General features: G+C 26.9%; 16 protein-coding genes. 15 read left to right on the top strand and 1 reads right to left on the bottom strand.

What is annotated here, in order from left to right; all coding sequences use genetic code 11:
* Positions 1-58 precede the first annotated feature (58 nt).
* The 14 genes from T352_RS0102975 to pepF all read left to right on the top strand — a co-directional run bounded on the left by T352_RS0102975 (position 59) and on the right by pepF (position 17,421).
* Positions 59-409 (top strand): S1 RNA-binding domain-containing protein, encoded by a 351-nt coding sequence (locus tag T352_RS0102975; protein WP_026391700.1) that lies wholly within the window; start codon positions 59-61, stop codon positions 407-409.
* A complete protein-coding gene (gene tsaE, locus T352_RS0102970) occupies positions 387-836 on the top strand; it encodes a tRNA (adenosine(37)-N6)-threonylcarbamoyltransferase complex ATPase subunit type 1 TsaE (RefSeq protein WP_162151145.1) in 450 nt (149 codons plus the stop codon). The genes T352_RS0102975 and tsaE overlap by 23 nt, the downstream gene beginning before the upstream one ends.
* Positions 833-1,414, top strand: coding sequence for a tRNA (adenosine(37)-N6)-threonylcarbamoyltransferase complex dimerization subunit type 1 TsaB (gene tsaB / locus T352_RS0102965; RefSeq protein ID WP_162151144.1), 582 nt, complete (start codon positions 833-835; stop codon positions 1,412-1,414). The genes tsaE and tsaB overlap by 4 nt, the downstream gene beginning before the upstream one ends.
* Positions 1,389-1,817: a ribosomal protein S18-alanine N-acetyltransferase gene (gene rimI, locus T352_RS0102960; protein ID WP_026391697.1), complete on the top strand. Its 429-nt coding sequence runs from the start codon at positions 1,389-1,391 to the stop codon at positions 1,815-1,817. Before tsaB ends, rimI begins: the two co-directional genes overlap by 26 nt.
* Before the next feature lies 1 nt (position 1,818).
* A complete protein-coding gene (tsaD, locus tag T352_RS0102955) occupies positions 1,819-2,814 on the top strand; it encodes a tRNA (adenosine(37)-N6)-threonylcarbamoyltransferase complex transferase subunit TsaD (RefSeq protein ID WP_026391696.1) in 996 nt (331 codons plus the stop codon).
* A 74-nt stretch (positions 2,815-2,888) separates the two neighbouring features.
* Complete coding sequence (locus tag T352_RS0102950; RefSeq protein WP_026391695.1) at positions 2,889-4,412, top strand: hypothetical protein; 1,524 nt, start codon at positions 2,889-2,891, stop codon at positions 4,410-4,412.
* A 108-nt stretch (positions 4,413-4,520) separates the two neighbouring features.
* A complete protein-coding gene (locus T352_RS0102945; protein ID WP_026391694.1) occupies positions 4,521-5,777 on the top strand; it encodes a class I SAM-dependent RNA methyltransferase in 1,257 nt (418 codons plus the stop codon).
* 126 nt (positions 5,778-5,903) lie between these two features.
* Positions 5,904-7,535, top strand: coding sequence for a glutamine--tRNA ligase/YqeY domain fusion protein (locus T352_RS0102940; RefSeq protein ID WP_026391693.1), 1,632 nt, complete (start codon positions 5,904-5,906; stop codon positions 7,533-7,535).
* An 11-nt stretch (positions 7,536-7,546) separates the two neighbouring features.
* Positions 7,547-9,658 carry an ATP-dependent helicase gene (locus tag T352_RS0102935; protein ID WP_162151143.1) on the top strand — a complete coding sequence of 704 codons (2,112 nt, stop codon included), beginning with the start codon at positions 7,547-7,549 and terminating at the stop codon, positions 9,656-9,658.
* 4 nt (positions 9,659-9,662) lie between these two features.
* Positions 9,663-11,051: an ATP-dependent helicase gene (locus tag T352_RS0102930; protein WP_026391691.1), complete on the top strand. Its 1,389-nt coding sequence runs from the start codon at positions 9,663-9,665 to the stop codon at positions 11,049-11,051.
* A 31-nt stretch (positions 11,052-11,082) separates the two neighbouring features.
* A complete protein-coding gene (locus tag T352_RS0102925) occupies positions 11,083-12,780 on the top strand; it encodes an ABC transporter ATP-binding protein (RefSeq protein ID WP_026391690.1) in 1,698 nt (565 codons plus the stop codon).
* A complete protein-coding gene (locus tag T352_RS0102920) occupies positions 12,780-14,513 on the top strand; it encodes an ABC transporter ATP-binding protein (RefSeq protein ID WP_051615787.1) in 1,734 nt (577 codons plus the stop codon). Before T352_RS0102925 ends, T352_RS0102920 begins: the two co-directional genes overlap by 1 nt.
* A gap of 171 nt (positions 14,514-14,684) precedes the next feature.
* Positions 14,685-15,605 (top strand): aldo/keto reductase, encoded by a 921-nt coding sequence (locus T352_RS0102915; protein ID WP_026391688.1) that lies wholly within the window; start codon positions 14,685-14,687, stop codon positions 15,603-15,605.
* Positions 15,606-15,618: 13 nt separating this feature from the next.
* Positions 15,619-17,421, top strand: coding sequence for an oligoendopeptidase F (gene pepF / locus T352_RS0102910; RefSeq protein WP_026391687.1), 1,803 nt, complete (start codon positions 15,619-15,621; stop codon positions 17,419-17,421).
* 19 nt (positions 17,422-17,440) lie between these two features.
* Here pepF and T352_RS06335 read toward each other — a convergent pair whose 3' ends face one another.
* Complete coding sequence (locus T352_RS06335) at positions 17,441-18,721, bottom strand: glycosyltransferase family 2 protein (RefSeq protein ID WP_051615786.1); 1,281 nt, start codon at positions 18,719-18,721, stop codon at positions 17,441-17,443.
* 104 nt (positions 18,722-18,825) lie between these two features.
* On the opposite strand from T352_RS06335, the gene T352_RS0102900 reads away from it, so the two are divergent.
* Positions 18,826-20,184, top strand: a complete 1,359-nt coding sequence (locus T352_RS0102900) for an O-antigen ligase family protein (protein WP_026391686.1) — start codon at positions 18,826-18,828, stop codon at positions 20,182-20,184.
* Positions 20,185-20,245: the final 61 nt, after the last annotated feature.

Raw genomic sequence — 20,245 nt, 5'->3', positions numbered from 1 at the left:
GCTATATATTTTTTATCATACTAATTATTATGTTATAATAATAAAAAGAGGTAGAATTATGAAGAAAAACGACTTAATCGAGTGCAAAATTACAGGTTTTCAAGAGTATGGGATGTTTGTTAATTGTGGTGAGTATAATGGCTTAGTTCACATTTCAGAAATATCCGAACTTTTTGTTGCTGATATAGAAAATATTTTTAATACTAATGACATAGTTAGACTTCAAGTGATTGAAGTTGACGAAGAAACTAAAAGATACAAACTTAGTTATAAAAGTTGTCATGAAATCAATAAAAAAATAAGTAAGAGCATTCCAATAATTATAGGTTTTCATTCATTGAGAAATAGATTACCTGAATGGGTAGCAAAGAAGAAGGTAGAAAAAGATGAAAGTAGTAACAACGAATAGTGAATTAGAAACAATAGAATTAGGAAAGAAAATAGGTAATATCTTTAAAGGCAGACATGTTGTTTTTTTGTTAGATGGAGATTTAGCTGCAGGTAAGACGACCCTAACTAAAGGTATTGCAAAGGGACTTGGAATAACGGATGTTATTAAGAGCCCGACATTCACTATTATGAAAGAATATGAAAATGATGAAGCAAAATTATATCACTTAGACTTATATAGACTTATAGATATCGGTCTAGATTTTGATTTAGAAGAATATGTTTTTGACAAAGATAGTTTTGTTGTTATCGAGTGGCCATATCAAGTAGTTGACTTACTTCCGGATAACTATATTTTAGTTAAAATTGAAGGTAACTTAAATAATCGAACATTTAAATTCTCATCACCAAATGAGATGTATGAAAAGGAAATAAATGAGATATGAAAGTTTTAGTAATTGATACCGCAACTAATCTCTTAGTTGTTGGTTTAAAAAATGATGATAAAAATATAATTAGAACTAGATTAGGTAAAAACGATAATGCCGCTTACTTAGTCAATGAAATTGAAGTTTTACTTAATGAAGAAAATATAAAGTTAGAAAATCTAGATAAAATTATCGTTGGTATTGGACCAGGTTCATATACAGGTAATAGAGTAGCAGTTGTAGTTGCTAAGACATTAGCATACAGTAAGAATATTAAACTAGAACAGATTAGTAGCCTAATTTTTCTATCAAGCGGATACGAAAATATAACTGCTGCAATTGATGCTAGAAGAGGTTTTTATTTTGCAAATAATCACACTTTTGGTAAATCTATTAGCGGTGATAAATATATTAGTTTAGATAACTTAAAAGAAAACAAAGACTATATTATTTTAAATGAAGATACAATTAAAGTAGATTTAGATATTATAATTAATAATAGTGAAGAAGTAAAAGACGTATTTTTACTTGAACCCAATTATTTAAGAAAGACTGAAGCAGAAAACGAATATGATCAGAAAAATGGAATTAAATGACATTGTAAGTGTTGTTAATTTGGAAAAAAAGATACTTAAAGATACTTTAGGTGAAAAATTCCTATACTCGGAAATTATGTATAATCCTTTTGCTAGATTTTTTGTTTATGAACAAAATAAACAAATAATTGGTTATATTGGTTGTAGATATTATGATGACACAGGAGAGTTATTAAATTTTGTTGTTGATGATTTTTATCAACAAAGAGGATTTGGAACTTTATTATTTAATGAAGTTATTAATCTTTTTAAAAATGAAGATGTAAAAACAATTACTTTAGAAGTAAGAAGGAGTAATATTAAAGCACAAAAGTTTTATGCTAAAAATGATTTTTATTTAATAAATGTTAGAAAAAATTATTATGAAACCGAAGATGCCTTAGTATTAATGAAGGAGTTATAAAATGATAGTATTAGCAATTGAAAGTAGCTGTGATGAAACAAGTGTCGCTATACTTAAAGACCAAAAAGAAGTTTTATCACATATCGTATTTTCTCAAATAGATATACACACAATATATGGTGGAGTTGTTCCAGAAATAGCAAGTAGAAACCATGTTAAACATGTAACAAGATTAATTGAAGAAGCTATTAGCAAAGCGAATATCAATGTTAGTGAAATTGATTTAGTAGCAGTGACACAAGGACCTGGTTTAATTGGATCTTTATTAGTTGGAATTAATGCAGCAACAGCATTTGCCTATGCAAATAATATAAAAATAATCGGTGTAAACCATTTAATTGGACATATTTATGCGGCAGGAATTGAAAATGAAATGAAGTTTCCACTAATGGCTTTATTAGTAAGTGGCGGCCATACAGAGTTAATTTATATGAATAAAGATTTTGATTTTGAAATTATTGGAACAACACTAGATGATGCAGTTGGTGAGGCATATGATAAGGTTGCAAGAACTCTAGGCTTATCATATCCAGGAGGGCCAGTAATTGATAAACTGGCTAAACTTGGGAAAGATACTTACGATCTACCACGTGTTTTATTAGATAAAGATGAGTTTAATTTTAGTTTTTCAGGCCTAAAAAGTGCAGTAATTAATAAGGTTCATAACTTAAATCAAAAAGGTTTAGAAGTTAATGTAAATGATATGGCAACATCATTTCAAAATAGTGTAATGGATGTTTTATTAGAAAAATCACTTAATGCAATTAAAAAATATGATGTTAAACAATTTATTTTAGCAGGCGGTGTTGCTGCCAATAGTGAACTTAGAAGAAGAGTTAATGAAGAGATAAAGGGTTTAGAAGTTTTAATTCCAAGTTTTAAGTACTGTACTGATAATGCAGCAATGATTGCAAGTGCAGCATTCGTTCAAGAATCAGTTAGTGGTGTTAATGAAAACTACATCATTAAAGGATTTTCTACAAAACAAAATATATAGTTTTAAATTCAAAACAATTGCTTTTTTTGTCTAAATAGATTATTATAAATTTAGATAAAGGAGGTAATTTTTTTATGCTAAAACTAATTTTAAAACCAATTAAGTGGTTATTAAGTATTATATTATTTTTTGTTGTTTTAATTGGCTTACCACTTGCCTTGATGTATAAGTCAGTAAAAGTGCCAGAAACTTCAAATCAAGCAATTAATTTAGAAGAATTAATTGAAGAAGAACTTGAAAAATTAATTACTGGTACAAATATAATTTCACTTGGGCTTGGAGAAGATGCTTTAAATAATGAAATTATCAAGGCTTTAACCGGTATGTCAAATACTAGTGATCCAAATTATGTTTATGTAAATGAAAATATTATGTTTCAAGGTGTATGGTTAGAGTTAAATGAAAAAACATTGAATGTTATTGTTGGGGTTCATTTAAATGCTAGAATAATGACATACAAAACAAGAGCACTTATTAGTTTTGAGGTAATCGATTCAACCGACGGGGTAATGGTTTTTAAGTTAAAGAAAGTCAATATGGGAAATATTCCATTCAAATGGGCTCTAAATCTTGCTTCCAAAGTAGTTGATTTTGATAAGATTATCAATGATGCTTTAAATAATTTAGGTACATTTGATAAATCAAAATTAGAATTAACAATTGACCTAACTACAATTCTTGAGACAGAGAACAATGAATTAATTAATGCTTTATTAAATATTGCTAAAGAAAATAGTTTAGTAAGCCTTGGCATTGTTGAAGAAGGAGAAGATTATATTTTAGGTGGTGAAATTGATTTTACTAAACTTAGAACCTCTAAGCTTGAAAAAACTTTATTAGAATCAGATAAAATTAAAACAGAATCTGAATTTGAAACATTCCTAAAAGATAAAGCAATCTCTTCATTAATTTTAAATGGAAATCATATGAATTTTAACGATTTTGAACTATACCGAGTAATTAACTATTTAATTACTGGAGGAGAAAATGCAGCAAACTCATACATTTCAAAAGAGACAGTTTATAAAGATTTTGAACTTGTTGTAGGACTACCTTATTTTGATGTAACAGAAAGCTTAGTTTTAAATGTTCCAGTCAAACTTGGTAAAAATGGTAATTATTTTAAAACTAATGTAGAATTTAATTTAAATCCATTAAAAGAAAATAATGATTTAGTTTTAGAACTTACAAAAGTAAAATTTGGTGATTTAGAAATCGAAACAGATTTGATTACAACAATCATTGGACAAATTAGTAGTGAGGGACTAAATTTTGAAAACAACAAGTTTAGAGTTACAGGATTCTTTGCAAACTTTAATGAATCAGGAATAAAAGTAACTAATGTTAAAGTGGCATCAAATAATTTAGTCTTTGAATTTGAAGGTATTAATGCATCAGACATGTTAAATGAAATTCTTTCAAACTCGATAACACCTGAAATAGACTTAATTGTAGCAGATATTATTACAGGTATTACAAATGGTGATGACATTAGTCAAGATGTTTCAAATTTAATAACTGAATATGAATCATTAGATCCACTAAAACAACAAGAATTATTAGATATTATTAATTCTTATACAAACTTAAATCCATAATACATAAAGACCTCTTTTAGAGGTTTTTATATTATATGATTAAATTTATTAAAATAAGGTATAATATATAAGTATTTATTATGATATGTAATAAAAGAAGGAGTTTTTATGTTAGAAGTAAAAAAAGAAATAGAAGTAACAATAATAGATTTAGATTATAAAGGTGATGGGATTGCAATTGTTGATGATATATATGTTTATATCAAAGGAGCATTAAAAGACGAGTTAGTTCGTGCTTTAGTGCTTAAAGTAAAAGAGAAGTTTGCTATAGCCAAACTTATAAAAGTAATTAAACCATCAAAAGATCGACTAAAAGATAGTGTCTTATTAGGAAGTCTTAATATGAGCCATTTATCATTTGACATGCAACTAAAATGGCAAAGTGATATTACATTAAAATCATTTAACAAAGCATTTAACAAGGATTTTGAAATAGCTCCGATTATTACAGATAATAATAATTCATCATATAGAAATAAAGTAACATTCCATATAATGAATAATAAAATATTAACACTTGGACTATATGATTATAATGAAACTAGATTAGTAAAAACTGATAGGCTAGATATTGCTAATGATAATGCTAATATTTTAGTTAAAAAATTAAATGATGCAAAAATTACTGTTGATTTTAATATATTAAAACATTTAATGATAAAAAATAATTCAGAAAATAAATTACTAGTAACATTAGTTTCTACTAGAAGAAGTTTTATTGGTCTACATGAAATATTAGAGCTTCTTGATTTAGATAAAAATGTTTTAGGAGTTACCCTAAATATTAAAGATGATGTTAATAAAATCCTAGGTAACAAAACATACACACTAAGAGGTCAAGATTTCTTAAATGAAAATAATTTAATTATGACAACAAAGAGTTTTATGCAAGTTAACTTTAAAGTTCAAGATTTAGTATTTGAAGAAATAAGAAAACATATTTTAGGTAAAAGTATTATTGATGCATATAGTGGAATAGGTAGTATTTCATATAATGTTTTAGATAATAATAAAAAATTAACATTGATTGATAATAATCCTGAAAATATTAAACTTGCTAAAGAAATATTTAAAGACAAAGAAGTAAACTTATTACTTGGTAATGCTGAAGATTTAATCGATGAGCTAACATGTGATACTTTACTTGTAGATCCACCAAGACAAGGTTTAGATAAGAAATTTGTTAATAGTTTATTAAACAAAAAAATTAAAAGAATCATTTATATGTCATGTAACCTTCAATCATTAATTAGAGATACAAAATTGCTTGCAAACAAATATGAAATTAAAGAAATTACTCCAATTAAAATGTTCCCTGAAACAAACTCATTTGAGACATTAGTAATATTAGATTTAATAAATTAAATAAATATTGATAACTGACTTTAAGTATTTAAAAATTACTTAAAGTTTCTTATTTAAAATGTTGATAAAAGTTGTTAATTTTAGGGTTTTATCATATAATAAAGAATAGTAGCGAGGTGCTTAAAAATGGAAAATCAATCAAACTTTATTAAAACAATTATGGAAAATGATTTAGAGAATAAAAAACATACTAAAATCATTACTAGATTTCCACCTGAACCAAATGGATTTTTACATATTGGTCATGCCAGAGCAATAATTCAAAACTTTGAACTTGCAAAACACTTTGGTGGAACAACGAACTTAAGATATGATGATACAAATCCAGAAAAAGAAGAAGAAAAATATGTTAAGGCAATTAAAGAAGATATTAAATGGTTAGGTTATGATCCAAATCATGTCTTTTTTGCTTCTGATTATTTTGGAGAGATGTATAAAAGAGCAGTTATTTTAATTAAGAAGGGATTAGCTTATGTTGATTTCTCAACACCTGAAGAAATTAATAAGCAAAGAGGTTCTTTTGAAGTTAAAGGAACAAACTCACCATACAGAGATACAGAAGTTTCAAAAAACTTAGAATTATTTGAAGATATGAAAAATGGTAAGTTTAAAGAAGGCGAATGTGTCTTGAGAGCAAAAATAGATATGGAAAGTCCTAATATGAATATGAGAGATCCAATTTTATATCGTATTTTATTTGCATATCACCACAACACTAAAGATGAATGGGTAATTTATCCAATGTATGATTTTGCTCATCCGATTGAAGATGCTATTGAAGGAATAACTCATTCACTATGTAGTTTAGAGTTTGAGGATCACCGTCCACTTTATGATTGGGTGGTTAGAGAAACAGAAATGGAAAATGTACCAAGACAAATTGAATTTGGTCGTCTTGGAATAGAAGATACTGTAATGAGTAAAAGATATTTACTTCGTCTTGTTGAATCTAAGTTAGTTAGAGGCTGGGATGATCCTAGAATGCCAACACTTTCAGGTCTTAGAAGAAGGGGATATACTCCAGCTGCCATAAAGAACTTTATTTTATCAACAGGACTATCAAAAGTTAACTCAACAGTAAGTGCAGACATGCTTGAATCAAGCTTAAGAGATGACTTAAATGATAAAGCAAGAAGAGTAATGGCAGTAATTGATCCAATTAAAGTAACTATTACTAACTATCCTGAAGGAAAATATGAAATGATCGATGTACCATTTCATCCAAACAATGAAGATTTAGGATCAAGATCAATTGTTTTTTCTAAAGAATTGTATATTGATAGAGAAGATTTTGTCTTAGAAAAACCAAATAAACATTATAAGAGACTTGCACTTGGAATTGAAGTTAGATTATTTAATGCTTACTTCATTAAAGCAAATGAAGTAATCTATGATAAGGATGGTAATATTGTTGAAATCTTAGCAACTTACGATGAAGAAACAAAGAGTGGTTCAGGTTTTGATGCAAGAAAGCCAAACGGAACAATCCAATTTGTTTCAAGCCTAAATGCCCATCCTGTAACATACAACTTCTTTGAACCACTGATTATGGATGAAGATAAGTCTAAAGATTTACTAGATAGATTTAATCATAATTCATGGCAAACCAAAGAAGGATTTATTGAAAAAACTGTAGCATATTTAAAAGTTAATGAAAAACTACAATTAATTAGACATGGATTTTTTAATATTGATGAAGATAGTGATAAAGATCATTTAGTTTTAAATGAGATTGTGCCACTTAAAAAATCTTATTAAGGGAAAATATTGTGAAAAGTGAAGAAATTGATTTACAATTAAATAGCTTAAACGAAAACCAATTAAAGGCGGTACGTCATCAAGGCACTCCGCTTTTTGTTGTTGCAGGGGCAGGAACTGGTAAAACTAAAACACTAACAACAAGAATTGCCTATTTAATTGAAAAAAATAATGTTAATCCTAATAAAATATTAGGGGTGACATTTACTAATAAAGCAGCAAAAGAATTAAGAGATAGAGTAGATAGCATAATTTATCCTAATAAAATGGGAACATGGTTATACACATTCCACGCATTTTGCCTAAAGGTTTTAAGAGAACATGCTAAAGACTTAAAATTAGGCTATAACAATGATTTTATTGTTATAGACCAGGATGATTCACTTACTATAACAAGAGAGGTTATTAGACTACTTGATTTAGACATTAAGGAATATCCAGTTAGACTTTGTAGAAGTGTAATATCAGGACATAAAACAGAGTTAGAATTTACGTATGATGAGAAAATGTTAGATATTTTTGATTTATATCAAGAAAAATTAATTGCTGATAATTTAATGGATTTTGATGATTTAATTGTATATGTGTATAAGTTATTTAAAAATAATGAAGATATTAGACTCAAATACCAAAATATGTTTGAACATATATTGGTTGATGAATTTCAAGATACAGATAAATTACAATATCAAATTTTAAAGCAATTAAATAATAAAAATATGTTTGTGGTAGGGGATCCTGATCAAAGTATTTATTCATTTAGAGGAGCAAAATACGAACATAATGAAATGTATGTTAAAGATTTTGGTGCCAAGACAATTGTTTTAGATGAAAATTATCGTTCAACTAATAATATTTTAGAACTTGCAAACAAAGTTATTAAACATAATTTAAGTAGAACAGGCAATAAAAACTTAAGTAGTAATTTAGGAAGTGGCAAAAATGTTAAGACATATACATTTGATAATGAAAAGGAAGAAGCATTTTTTGTCGCAAACCAAATTAAAGATTTAACATATGAAGGAATTTCTTATAATGAAATTGCAGTGTTATATCGTAATAATGTTTTATCTAGAAACTTTGAACATAATTTTAATTATGAAAATATTCCATATATTATTTACGGGGGACAGTCTTTCTATGACCGAAAAGAAGTAAAAGATATGCTTGCTTATTTGAAGGTTGTAGTTGAAGAAAGTAATTTTTATTTAAAAAGAATTATTAATGTGCCAAAACGAAAAATTGGTGATACAACTAAAAACAAGTTAGAAAATTTTGCTTTCGAGAATAATTTAACAATGTTAAATGCAATCAGTAGTATTAATACTATATCAGCGCAAACTAAAAAAATATTAACTGAATTTAAAAATATAATTATTAATATTAGAAGAGAGCTAAACGACTTAGAAAATATTGAAGAAATTGTCGATGTAATATATCGTTATAGTAATTATCAAGAAGAATTGGATCAAGAAATAGAAGATAAACAAAAAGAACGTAAAGACAATATAAATGAACTTAAATCAGTGTTTTTTATGGGTAAAACAAAGTATGAAGGAACAAATCTAGAAAAAATTAGAGCAATCCTTGATGAACTTAGTTTGTTTACCGACCAAGAAGTATTAAAAAATGATGATAACTCAGTCAGATTATCAACAATTCATCAAGTTAAAGGATTAGAGTTTAAAGTTGTTTTCATTGTTGGATTAGAAGAAACAATTTTTCCTAATCACCGAAGTTTTGATGATTTAAGTAAACTTGAAGAAGAAAGAAGATTATTTTATGTTGCTGTGACTAGAGCGAAAATTGATTTATACTTAACAAACACTAAAATGCGTGTTATGTATGGGACATATAACTATAATAGACCTTCTAGATTTTTAAAAGAAGCATTCTTGGAAAAAGAAACAAGAAAAGTTTTAGAAAAACCAAATGAAGTTAAGAAAATATATAAAGAGAAAAATGAGATTGAAGATTTTAATACCGGCGATATTATTACTCATGATTTATATGGTAAAGGTATTGTAGTTGCAATAAGTGGTGATATTTTAACAATTGCTTTTAGTGTTGAACATGGTATTAAAAAAATACTTAAAACTCATATTAGTATAAAAAAAGGATGACATGATGAAGAATTTTAGTGATGAACAATTAAAGACAATATACACGACTAGCAAACATACTGCAGTTATTGCAGGTGCAGGAAGTGGTAAAACAACAGTTTTAACCGAAAGAATTAAAACTATTTTAGAAGATGAAAATGAGACTGATATTTTAGCTATTACTTTTACTAAAAAAGCAGCAACTGAAATGAGTGAAAGAATAAATAGAAGTGATTTAACAGTTAAAACATTTGATGCTTTTTGTTATGAGATAGTAACAAATTACTTGAAAAAAGATATTCAAATTATTGGAAAAAGTCCATTTACAGAAAGTGAATTAAATAAGTTCAATAACTATGATGTAGGGTTGAAAATAGATGAAAAACCAAAAAAATATGATGATTATATTTTGTTTAAACAAACTGAAAATAAAATGGATTTTATTGATGTTGAATATTTAGCACTTAATGCAATTAAAGAGTTTAATATCACATACAAACATATTTTAATTGATGAATTTCAAGATACTAATGAACTACAGTATTTAATCTTTAAATCTTTAATAACAGATAATACAAAAACATTTATTGTTGGGGATCCAGATCAAAGTATTTACGGTTTTAGAGGTGCAAACTTTAAGTTATTTACTAAATATATTGAAGATTTTAGTGCTGATGTTAAAATTTTATCAAACAACTATCGTTCGGATAAAGGAATAATTAGTATCGCTAATAATTTAATTAGTTATAATCAAAATAGAATTGAAAAAGAGTTAAAATCTTTTAGTGCTGATGAAGGGTTTATTTATTACAATAAGTTTTTAGATGATAATTTAGAGTTTGAGTTTGTACAAAAAAAATATGAAGAACTGAAAGACAAATATGAAAGTTTTGCAGTTTTATATAGAAATAATTTTCAAGGATATTCATATAGATATTATTTTAAAGAAGAAGAGTTTAAAAATGTAACAGTTTCAACGATTCATCAATCAAAGGGATTAGAATTTGATGTTGTATTTATTGTTGGAGTTAATGAAGGAATTATTCCTGATAATAAAATGAATAAAAATGAGGATGAAGAAGAAGAAAGAAGATTATTCTTTGTTGCAATAACAAGAGCAAAAAAACATCTCTACATTACAAGTTCAAGAAGAACACAATTAGGTGGGATTCCACAAATTCAAAATGAATCCAAATTTATTAATGAAACAAAACAAAGAAGCAAGCATTCAGTAGTTCATGTTAAAACAGAAAGAAAACCAGTTATTGCATATTTAAAAGGTGATACTGTTATTCATGATAAGTTTGGTGAAGGTAAGGTAACTGCCGTAACAAATGCGGCATTAACAATAGATTTTAATGGAGAAGTAAAAAAGATTTCGGTAAAATATCCGGGAATAAGTAAAAAAAATTAATTCATGTAAAGGAGTGGTTTAATTGGGATTAATGAAGTTTGTTAAGTATCGTTTAACATTTATATCAGGTTTTGTATTTAAAACTTTTGAAGTTATTACTGAATTATTTCTACCAGTATTAATGGCAAAAATAATGGAACAAGGATTAAAAAACAGTGACTATAATTTTGGTATAAAGATGGTTATATTAATAGTTTGTTTTGCATTTTTCGGTTATTTAACGACACTTTATTCTCAGTACGCTGCTGCTAAAGTGGGACAAGAATTTGCAAAGGAATTAAGAGAGGCATTATTTAATAAAGTAATTGATCTACCAGTAGAAGATAGTAATACTTTTTCTTCAAGTAGTTTAATTAATAGATTAAATATGGATGTTAATAACTTACAAAATAGTTTAAGTATGACTATAAGAATTGCAAGTAGAGCACCGGTACTAATGATCGGTAGTATTATTGCATTATTTTTAGTAAGTCCAAAACTAGCAATTATACTAATTATTGGTCTACCCATCTTAATATCAATTCTTGTTGTTATTATGTTTTTATCAATTAAAATTTTTAGAAAATTTCAAATCAATAATGACCGCCTAGTTGATGTTGTTAAAGACAATGTTGAAGGGTCTAGAATGATTAGAGCTTTTGCTCAAGAAGAACATGAAGAGTCTAGATTTAAAAATAGAAATGATGTTATGAGTGAAGTTATGATTAAACTAGGTAGAATTACTTCGCTTTCAAGTCCAATTACTGTAGTAATCTTAAATATTTTACTAGTATTTATGATCTATTTTGCATCATTTGAAATTAATGTTGGTAATATGACAGATGGACAGTTACTACAAGCAATTAACTATACGACTCAACTTTCTTTCTCGATTGTCGGGGTTATGAATTTAATTTTAATGTATACAAAAGCAGCAACATCTAAAACTAGAATTAATGAGGTATTAGATAAAGACTTTAGCATTATTGATAGTGGCAATGATTTAGTACTTGATAAACCGATGAAAATTGAATTTAAGAATGTTTCTTTTGGTTACGGTGATAATAAAAACTATGTTTTAAATAACTTAGATTTCATCATAAATGAAGGTGAGACTGTTGGAATTGTTGGTCTAACTGGTAGTGGAAAATCAACATTAGTTGATTTATTAATGAGATTTTATGACACTAAAGAAGGAACTATTTTAATTAATGATAAAGATATTAAAGAATATAAAATTGAAAGTTTACGTGAAAAGATTGCCTATGCACAGCAAAAAGCTGCAATGTTACAAGGTAATATAATTGATAATATTACAATGGGCAATGAAATGGATAAGGGTTTAGTAGAAAAATCTATTGATATTGCAAATGCCAATTTTGTTTATCAAAAAGAAAATGGCATACACTCTCTAGTTTCAAGAGGTGGCAGTAATTTTTCTGGAGGACAAAGACAAAGAGTTCAACTTGCAAGAGCACTTGCTAAAAATGGTAGTCTCTTAATTTTAGATGATGTATTTAGTGCATTAGATTATGTAACTGATTTAAATATTAGAACTAAATTAAATAAGGAAAAAAATAATCAGACAAGAATATTTATTAGTCAAAGATTAAGTAGTATTTATAATGCAGATAAGATAATTGTAATTGATTCAGGAAAAGTAATTGGGATAGGAACTCATCATGAGTTACTAAAAAACAACCAGTTATATCATAGATTATACCTTTCACAAGTTGGAGGTGATAATTAATGTTAGAAGTTGTAATGCAATTATTACCTTATTCAAAAGGTGCAAAAAAATGGTTAGTTTTAAACTTGATAACTTCAATTATTGGTAATATTATGATTTTAATTAATCCGTTATTAATTGGTAGATTAATTGGAACCTTAATTAAAGGAAGTGTTGATTTTAACAATGTTATTTCTAAATTAATAGTAATAGCTATATTTTATGTCTTAGGTTCAGCAACTTTATATCTAAGTCAGGCATGTAGCCATAACTATGCAACACTCGTTACTAAAAACCTTAGAACTAAAGCTTTTAATGTTGTTACTCACTCTAAGATTAAATACTTAGACGGTGTACAAACCGGTGATATAATGAATAGATTTTCACAAGATATTGATTTAATCTTTGATTCATTATCACAGTTTTTCATGAATATCTTCCAAGGTGGGACAACTGTTATTTTATCGTTAATTTTAATGATTTATTTAAATATTTACCTAACTTTAGTTGTATTAGCGGTAGTACCAATAATTTTTATTTATTCAAAATTAACAAGAAATAAAAGTGGTAAAAGATTTTTTAAATTACAAAGTTTAACTGGTAATTTAACAGCATCAGCAAAAGAGTATTTTGATGAAAAAAAATTAATTGAAGCATATAGTTATCAAGATAAGGCAAAAGCTAATTTTAAAGAAATTAATGATGAATTATCGAGTGTTTCTACCAAAGCATATTTTGTAGCATCGATTAATAATCCAACATACCGCTTATTTAATAACATTGCTTTTGCGATGTTAGGACTTGTTTCAATCATCTTAACAAAAGGTGGAAATATAATTGAAGTATCGGTTCTAACTAGCATGATTATGTATGCTCAAATGTTCCAAAGACCTTTTAATGACTATAGCTCACTTACAGCTAATTTTATGGCGGGAAAGGCTGGAATGAAACGTATTTTTGAAGTTATTGATAATCACGTTGAAGAAGAAGTTACTCCTTTTAATATTAAAGACCGAGCAAGTAGAGGTAAAGTGGTATTTGAAAACGTCTTTTTTAGTTATAATAAAAAAGTTAGTTTAATTGAGAATTTTAGTTTAACGGTTAATCCAGGACAAAAGGTTGCTATTGTCGGACCAACTGGTGCTGGTAAATCAACAATGATTAACTTATTAATGCGTTTTTATGATGTTAGAGAAGGTAGTATCAAGTTAGATGATAAAGATATCAAAGATTATAATAGAAAGGCTTTAAGACTAAGTTTTGGCCTTGTATTACAAGAACCATGGTTATTTAGTGGTTCAATATTAGATAACTTAAAATATGGTAAGAAAGAAGCAACTGATGAAGAAGTAATTATTGCTGCAAAGAAGGCAAACTGCCATGATTTTATTATGAACTTAAAAGATGGTTATTTGACTAAACTTGATGAAAATAGTAATTTATCAACGGGTCAAAAACAATTATTAACTATAGCAAGAGCATTAGTAATTGATCCGCCTATGTTAATCTTAGATGAGGCAACATCGAGTATAGATAGTTTGATGGAACAAGATATTCAAAAAACATTCGATTTAGTGATGAAAGATAGAACAAGTTTTATTATTGCTCACCGTTTAAAAACGATTGTCGATTCCGATATTATTATCGTTATGGATAAAGGCAATATAGTAGAATATGGAAAGCATGATGAGTTACTAAATAATAATGGTTTATATTCAAAATTATTTTTAAGTCAATATCAATCTGAGGAGTAGTTATGTTATTAAAGATAATTTCTTTTCACTTAAACATTCAAATCTAGACTTTACAACAAAACCTTTCTTCTAAATAAGATAAAATAAAGAATTTCTTTTAATAAGAGATTCTTTTTTGTTTAAATAATCATATTTTTATTATGATATAATAAATAAAAGGAGATTGATAATATGAAATATGAATATATTGGGAAATCAAATATTAAAGCAAGTAGATTGTCACTGGGATTAATGAGACTTGCTACTAAGACAATAGATGAAGCAAAGGAAATTTTAAAGACAGCTTTTAGTGTTGGAATAAATTTTTTTGATCATGCAGATATTTATGGGAAAGGTGAAAGTGAAATAATTTTTGCAAAAGCAATGAAGGAACTAAATGTTGACAGAAGTACATATTATCTTCAATCTAAAGTTGGTATTATGCCAGGAATTCAATATAATTTTAGTAAAGAACATATTTTAAAAACAGTCGATGAAATATTAGAAAGACTTAATACAACATACCTAGATAGTCTATTACTTCACAGACCAGATATGTTGTGGGAACCTGAAGAAATTAATGAGGCATTTAAAATATTACATAAAAATGGTAAGGTTAGAAATTTTGGTGTTTCAAATATGCATCAAAACCAAGTCTCATATTTAAAATCAAGACTAGACTTTGATTTAATAGCAAACCAGCTTCAATTTTCAATAATGCATGCAGATATGGCAACAACAGGTGTTTTTGTTAATACAAACTTATATGATAGTGGATATCATTCGATTGGTATTTTAGATTATATGCGAGAACATAATATTACTATTCAAGCATGGAGTCCATTCCAATTTGGTAGATATGAAGGAGTCTTTGTTGATAATCCTAAGTTTCCATTACTAAACGAAAAGTTAGAAGAAATTGCTAAAAAATATAATACAACTAAGACTGCAATTAGTGTAGCTTGGATTAATAGACATCCTGCAAAAATGCAAACAATTATTGGCACAATGACACCAAGTAGAATTGTTGAATGCGCCAAAGGAATTGAAATTAATCTAACAAGAGAAGAATGGTATGAAATCTATTTTGCAAGTGGTAATAAAATATTATAAAGGATAAATTAACATGAAAAAAATACTAAAAAGAAATGAACTAAATATAAATGATACATGGGATCTAACAAGACTGTTTAAAACAGAGCAAGATTATTTAGAAGCTTTAAATCTTTTAAATAGGCTAGTTGATTCATTTAAAGAAAATTATGAAAATAAAATAAATGATAGTAAAACTTTGATTAAGTCAATTAAAGACTATGAAGAAATATTAAAACTAATGACTTATACTGGAACTTATCAAAGTCTTCATTCAAGTGTTGATATAAGTAGTGAAGAAAACTTAAAAAGACAAGGTGAATATAGTATATTAGCAAGCGATTTAGATATTAAACTAACATTTTATAATTCAAACCTTTTAATGCTTGATGAGTTATTAATTAATGAAGCGATAAAACTAGATATTACCTATGAATCTTTTTTAAATGATTTAATAATAGAGAAAAAACATATGATTGATCCAAAAGTGAGTCAAGCACTCTCTGAGTTTTCTGATGTCTTTAGTGCACCATATGCAAACTATCAAATGTTTAAGTTTGCTGATATGAAGTTTGAGGAGTTTAAAGTATTAGATAAATCATTTAAACAATCATTTACACTCTTTGAAAATGAATGGCAATATGAATTAAACCATGATGTTAGAAGAGCGGCATTTGAGAGTTTTTATAAAGAACTATCAAATTATGAAAATGGACTTGCAAATAACTACCGAACAAAAGTATTAACTGAAAAAGCCTATAGTAATTTAAAAGGCTACGATTCAGTGATTGATTATTTATTAGTTAATCAAAAAGTATCTAAAGATATGTATGACCGTCAAATTGATTTAATTATGGAACATTTAAGTGGACCAATGCGTAAATTTGCAAGGCTCTTAAAAGATATTTATAGCCTTGATAAAATGACTTATGCGGATCTTCACTTACCAGTAGATTATGAGTTTGAACCAGAAATATCAATTGAGAAATCTAAGGAATATGCAAAAGAAGCACTTAGTGTATATGGCAGTGAATATAGTAACTTAGTAAATGATGCACTAAATAATAGATGGATTGATTTTCCACAAAATGTTGGTAAATCAACCGGTGGATTTTGTTCTAGCCCTTATAATAAGGGATCATATATTTTATTAAACTGGAATAACAAAATGGATGAAGTGTTTGTTTTAGCGCATGAATTAGGACATGCTGGCCATTTTTATTTTGCAGGTAAAAATCAAACAATCTTAAATACAAGATCAAGCTTATATATGATTGAAGCGCCATCAACAATAAATGAACTTATTATGGCTGACTATTTAAGTAAAGAAAGAAATGATTTAAGATTTAGAAGATGGGTTTTATCAAATCTTATTTCAAGAACTTATTATCATAACTTTGTAACTCACCTCTTAGAAGCCGCTTATCAAAGAGAAGTTTATCGTTATGTAGATGCTAAAAAGCCACTTAACGCCAAAGTTTTAAAAACCTTAAAACTAAATGTCTTAAAAGATTTCTGGAAAGATGATGTTGAAATAAATGACTATGCAGGATTAACCTGGATGAGACAACCCCATTATTTTATGGGATTATATCCATATACATATAGTGCAGGATTAACTATTTCAACACTTGCATTTAATAAAATTAAAAATAATGAGATTAGCTTTAACGATTGGATTAACATGTTAAGTGCTGGTGGTAGTAAAAAGCCATTAGAACTTGCTAAAATGGTTGATATTGACTTAGAAACGGATAAACCACTCTTAGATACAATTAAAATAATAAGCGATATTATTGATGAAATCGAAGATATAACAAAAAAATTAAAATCTTAAGTAAAAAAAAGAAAACTTTTTAGTTTTCTTTTTCTATATCTTCAATTGATCTTTTATCATCATGAACAATTCTAGTCCATTTAACATTAGGTTTAATGATAACTCCTAAGGCTAAAAACATTGTTATCATATTAAACCAAGGGTAAGTAAATACTGCAATTATTTTTTTGTATGTCTTAACTGGAATATTTTTAGATTCTCTAATTACAACAAGTAACCCATGCAAGAAATTTACTAAATAAAGACTAGCAAATGTTGATAGTAAGACTTTTAAGAAATCTAGCCAAAATACACCTGTTGTTATTTCTTTTGCGATTATGCCAATAATGATTGGATAAAAGATAAACTTTATCAAGGTATAGAAGGGCCATGGAAATCCATAAAAGAATAAATCATATGTGGTAAAACTTAGTCTTTTAAAAGTACTTACAATAAGTCTTGGAAATGTTTTAATAAAAGCATCGAGTCTTCCTCTTGTCCATCTTAATCTTTGTCTAAAAGCAACAAAGAAATTAGTTGGTTGCTCATCATAAAATATAGCATCTTCACAAAATGATATTTTTTCACCCTTTGACGAATAATAAAGTGTAAGTTCAGTATCTTCAGTTAATCCATGAAAGTTCCAACCATCTAATAAAAGCTTAGAATCAATCACATAGCCGGTACCAGCAATATGAGTACCAAGATTTAGTCTTTGTCTAGGACGATGATAGTTAACTACACTGCGGTAGAAGTGAATGCCGTAGGCACTAGAGATCAAGTTTGTATCAAAATTTTTAATATTACGGTAGCCTGTTACAATTCCACCTTTTTCAACAAATGCTTTATTAATTTCATGAACAAAGTTTTTATGAACTAAATTATCAGCATCAAAGAAAATATAACCATCAAAACTGCTTATTCCGTAATCCCTTTTTATTTGTTCAAATAAAAATTCTAAAGCCCAGCCTTTTCTTTTTTTTGTCTCATCAAATCGCTCATAAACGATTGCCCCATGTTCTCTTGCAATTTTTGCAGTATTATCGCTACAGTTATCAGCAACAACAAAAATATCAATTTTATCTTTATCATAGTTTTGTTGTTTTATACTGTCAATTAACTTACCAATAACCATTTCTTCATTTCTTGCAGCAATTACAATTGCATACTTTTTATAAATCTCAGTTTCATTAAATTTTCGTTTTTTACTAAAAAATCCAATTACAATATACACAGATTGGTAAAAAGTAAGAATTCCTAAGACGACAAGGAATAAATTGTTTGATAAGTAGTCTTTAATATAGTTAATAAATTCATTCATTTTTAAACCTCTTCTTAATATAATACTATATGTATTATACCTTAAAAATTGATACATTTAGATAATTATTAATTTTATGTTATAATAGCAAAGAGTTAAAAGAGGTGATTATCATTTTTTTAATAGAAAAAATTAAAGAAAATAAAAATATGTTATTAATTATTTCAATGGCTTGTTTTTCATTTGCCACATGGTTTTTTAATATTAATGAAATAATTAATATAATAATATATGTCTCATTATTAATTTTAATGGCAATATTTAAATTTGATTCCGTAATATTAGTAATGTTTTCACTATTTAGTATTGCAGGTCAGAGAGATCCAGCAATGCTTGATTTTATTAAAAAAATCTATTTGGAATTGTTTGGTAAGGAATTTAATGCAGTTTTAGGTAAAAATTATGTATTCCTTTATATTTCAACATTTACAGTCTTGATATTAATATTATTTATTCGCTCGATAAAAAATAAAGATAGACGTAAGGGAACTCTTTTATTTCCAATGATTTATCTAATTTTGTATAGTCTAATTACTTTGATATGGTCTCCAGACTTTTCGGTTGGGTTGTCAGAAATCGGATTTTTTACAGGGGGATATATAATATATTACTTTATTAGAAATAGCAGTAAATCAAAAGTGGATTTCACACAAGTATCATGGTTTTTATCACTACTTTTGTTAGTAATAAGTTTTCAAATCTCAATTGTCTATCAGTGGTTTCCAGGCTCAAATAAGTTTCCAGTATCCCATTTATGGGCAAATCCTAATATTGTTGCAACTGTTTTTAGTATTGCTTTTATCCCATCACTTTATAAATACGCAACTGTCAAAAAAAATAAATGGGCATTATTATATTTACCGCTTGATTTTTTAATAGTTTATGGAATTGTTAAAATTAAATCAACAGGATTACATTTTGCAATTATAGCTGGTTTTTTATTTATTCCATTACTATTTATAAAAAATAGAAAATTATTGTATGGGATAATAATATTTTTAATATTTGCATTTTTAATTTTTATTGGATCTATTGTTAGCATCGAGCATGTTTTACCTGATCTTTATAATAAAATTAATGATTTTACTACAGGAAGATTTACAATATATAAAATTGCTTTAAAAGAAATGGAAAACCCTATAACCTTTATTTTTGGTAAGGGAGTGGGATATGACCGAGCAGTTTTAGATGGTCTTTCAACATTCCATTCATTTGTATTTCAGATAATTATAAATAGAGGGATTTTTAGTTTATTATTTGTTGCAGTTATTTTATATAAGATTGTTGATCTATTATTTGACAATAGAAATAAAATGCGTTACTTTATAGCGATTGGTATTATTATTTATTTAGTTCATGCAGCTACTGATAGTGGCTTTGAATATCGATATATTGGTGTAATTTTTTATCTGTTAATCGCATTAGTAGAAAAAGATAATGATAAATATTTAAAAGAAGATTAATTCTTCTTTTTTTAATTTAAGAAAAAAACAATATTTTCTAGTATAATTAGGTAAAGAGGTG

The organism is Haploplasma modicum ATCC 29102 (assembly GCF_000687835.1).
In the GTDB taxonomy this organism is placed as follows: domain Bacteria; phylum Bacillota_I; class Bacilli_A; order Acholeplasmatales; family Acholeplasmataceae; genus Haploplasma; species Haploplasma modicum.
This window is presented reverse-complemented; position numbering and strand designations above follow the sequence as displayed.

Excerpts from the sequence above, each read along its gene's own strand:
- T352_RS0102975 (WP_026391700.1), top strand. The coding sequence starts at position 59 with ATGAAGAAAAACGACTTAATCGAGTGCAAAATTACAGGTTTTCAAGAG.
- tsaE (WP_162151145.1), top strand. The coding sequence starts at position 387 with ATGAAAGTAGTAACAACGAATAGTGAATTAGAAACAATAGAATTAGGA.
- tsaB (WP_162151144.1), top strand. The coding sequence starts at position 833 with ATGAAAGTTTTAGTAATTGATACCGCAACTAATCTCTTAGTTGTTGGT.
- rimI (WP_026391697.1), top strand. The coding sequence starts at position 1,389 with ATGATCAGAAAAATGGAATTAAATGACATTGTAAGTGTTGTTAATTTG.
- tsaD (WP_026391696.1), top strand. The coding sequence starts at position 1,819 with ATGATAGTATTAGCAATTGAAAGTAGCTGTGATGAAACAAGTGTCGCT.
- T352_RS0102950 (WP_026391695.1), top strand. The coding sequence starts at position 2,889 with ATGCTAAAACTAATTTTAAAACCAATTAAGTGGTTATTAAGTATTATA.
- T352_RS0102945 (WP_026391694.1), top strand. The coding sequence starts at position 4,521 with ATGTTAGAAGTAAAAAAAGAAATAGAAGTAACAATAATAGATTTAGAT.
- T352_RS0102940 (WP_026391693.1), top strand. The coding sequence starts at position 5,904 with ATGGAAAATCAATCAAACTTTATTAAAACAATTATGGAAAATGATTTA.
- T352_RS0102930 (WP_026391691.1), top strand. The coding sequence starts at position 9,663 with ATGAAGAATTTTAGTGATGAACAATTAAAGACAATATACACGACTAGC.
- T352_RS0102925 (WP_026391690.1), top strand. The coding sequence starts at position 11,083 with ATGAAGTTTGTTAAGTATCGTTTAACATTTATATCAGGTTTTGTATTT.
- T352_RS0102920 (WP_051615787.1), top strand. The coding sequence starts at position 12,780 with ATGTTAGAAGTTGTAATGCAATTATTACCTTATTCAAAAGGTGCAAAA.
- T352_RS0102915 (WP_026391688.1), top strand. The coding sequence starts at position 14,685 with ATGAAATATGAATATATTGGGAAATCAAATATTAAAGCAAGTAGATTG.
- pepF (WP_026391687.1), top strand. The coding sequence starts at position 15,619 with ATGAAAAAAATACTAAAAAGAAATGAACTAAATATAAATGATACATGG.
- T352_RS06335 (WP_051615786.1), bottom strand. The coding sequence starts at position 18,721 with ATGAATGAATTTATTAACTATATTAAAGACTACTTATCAAACAATTTA.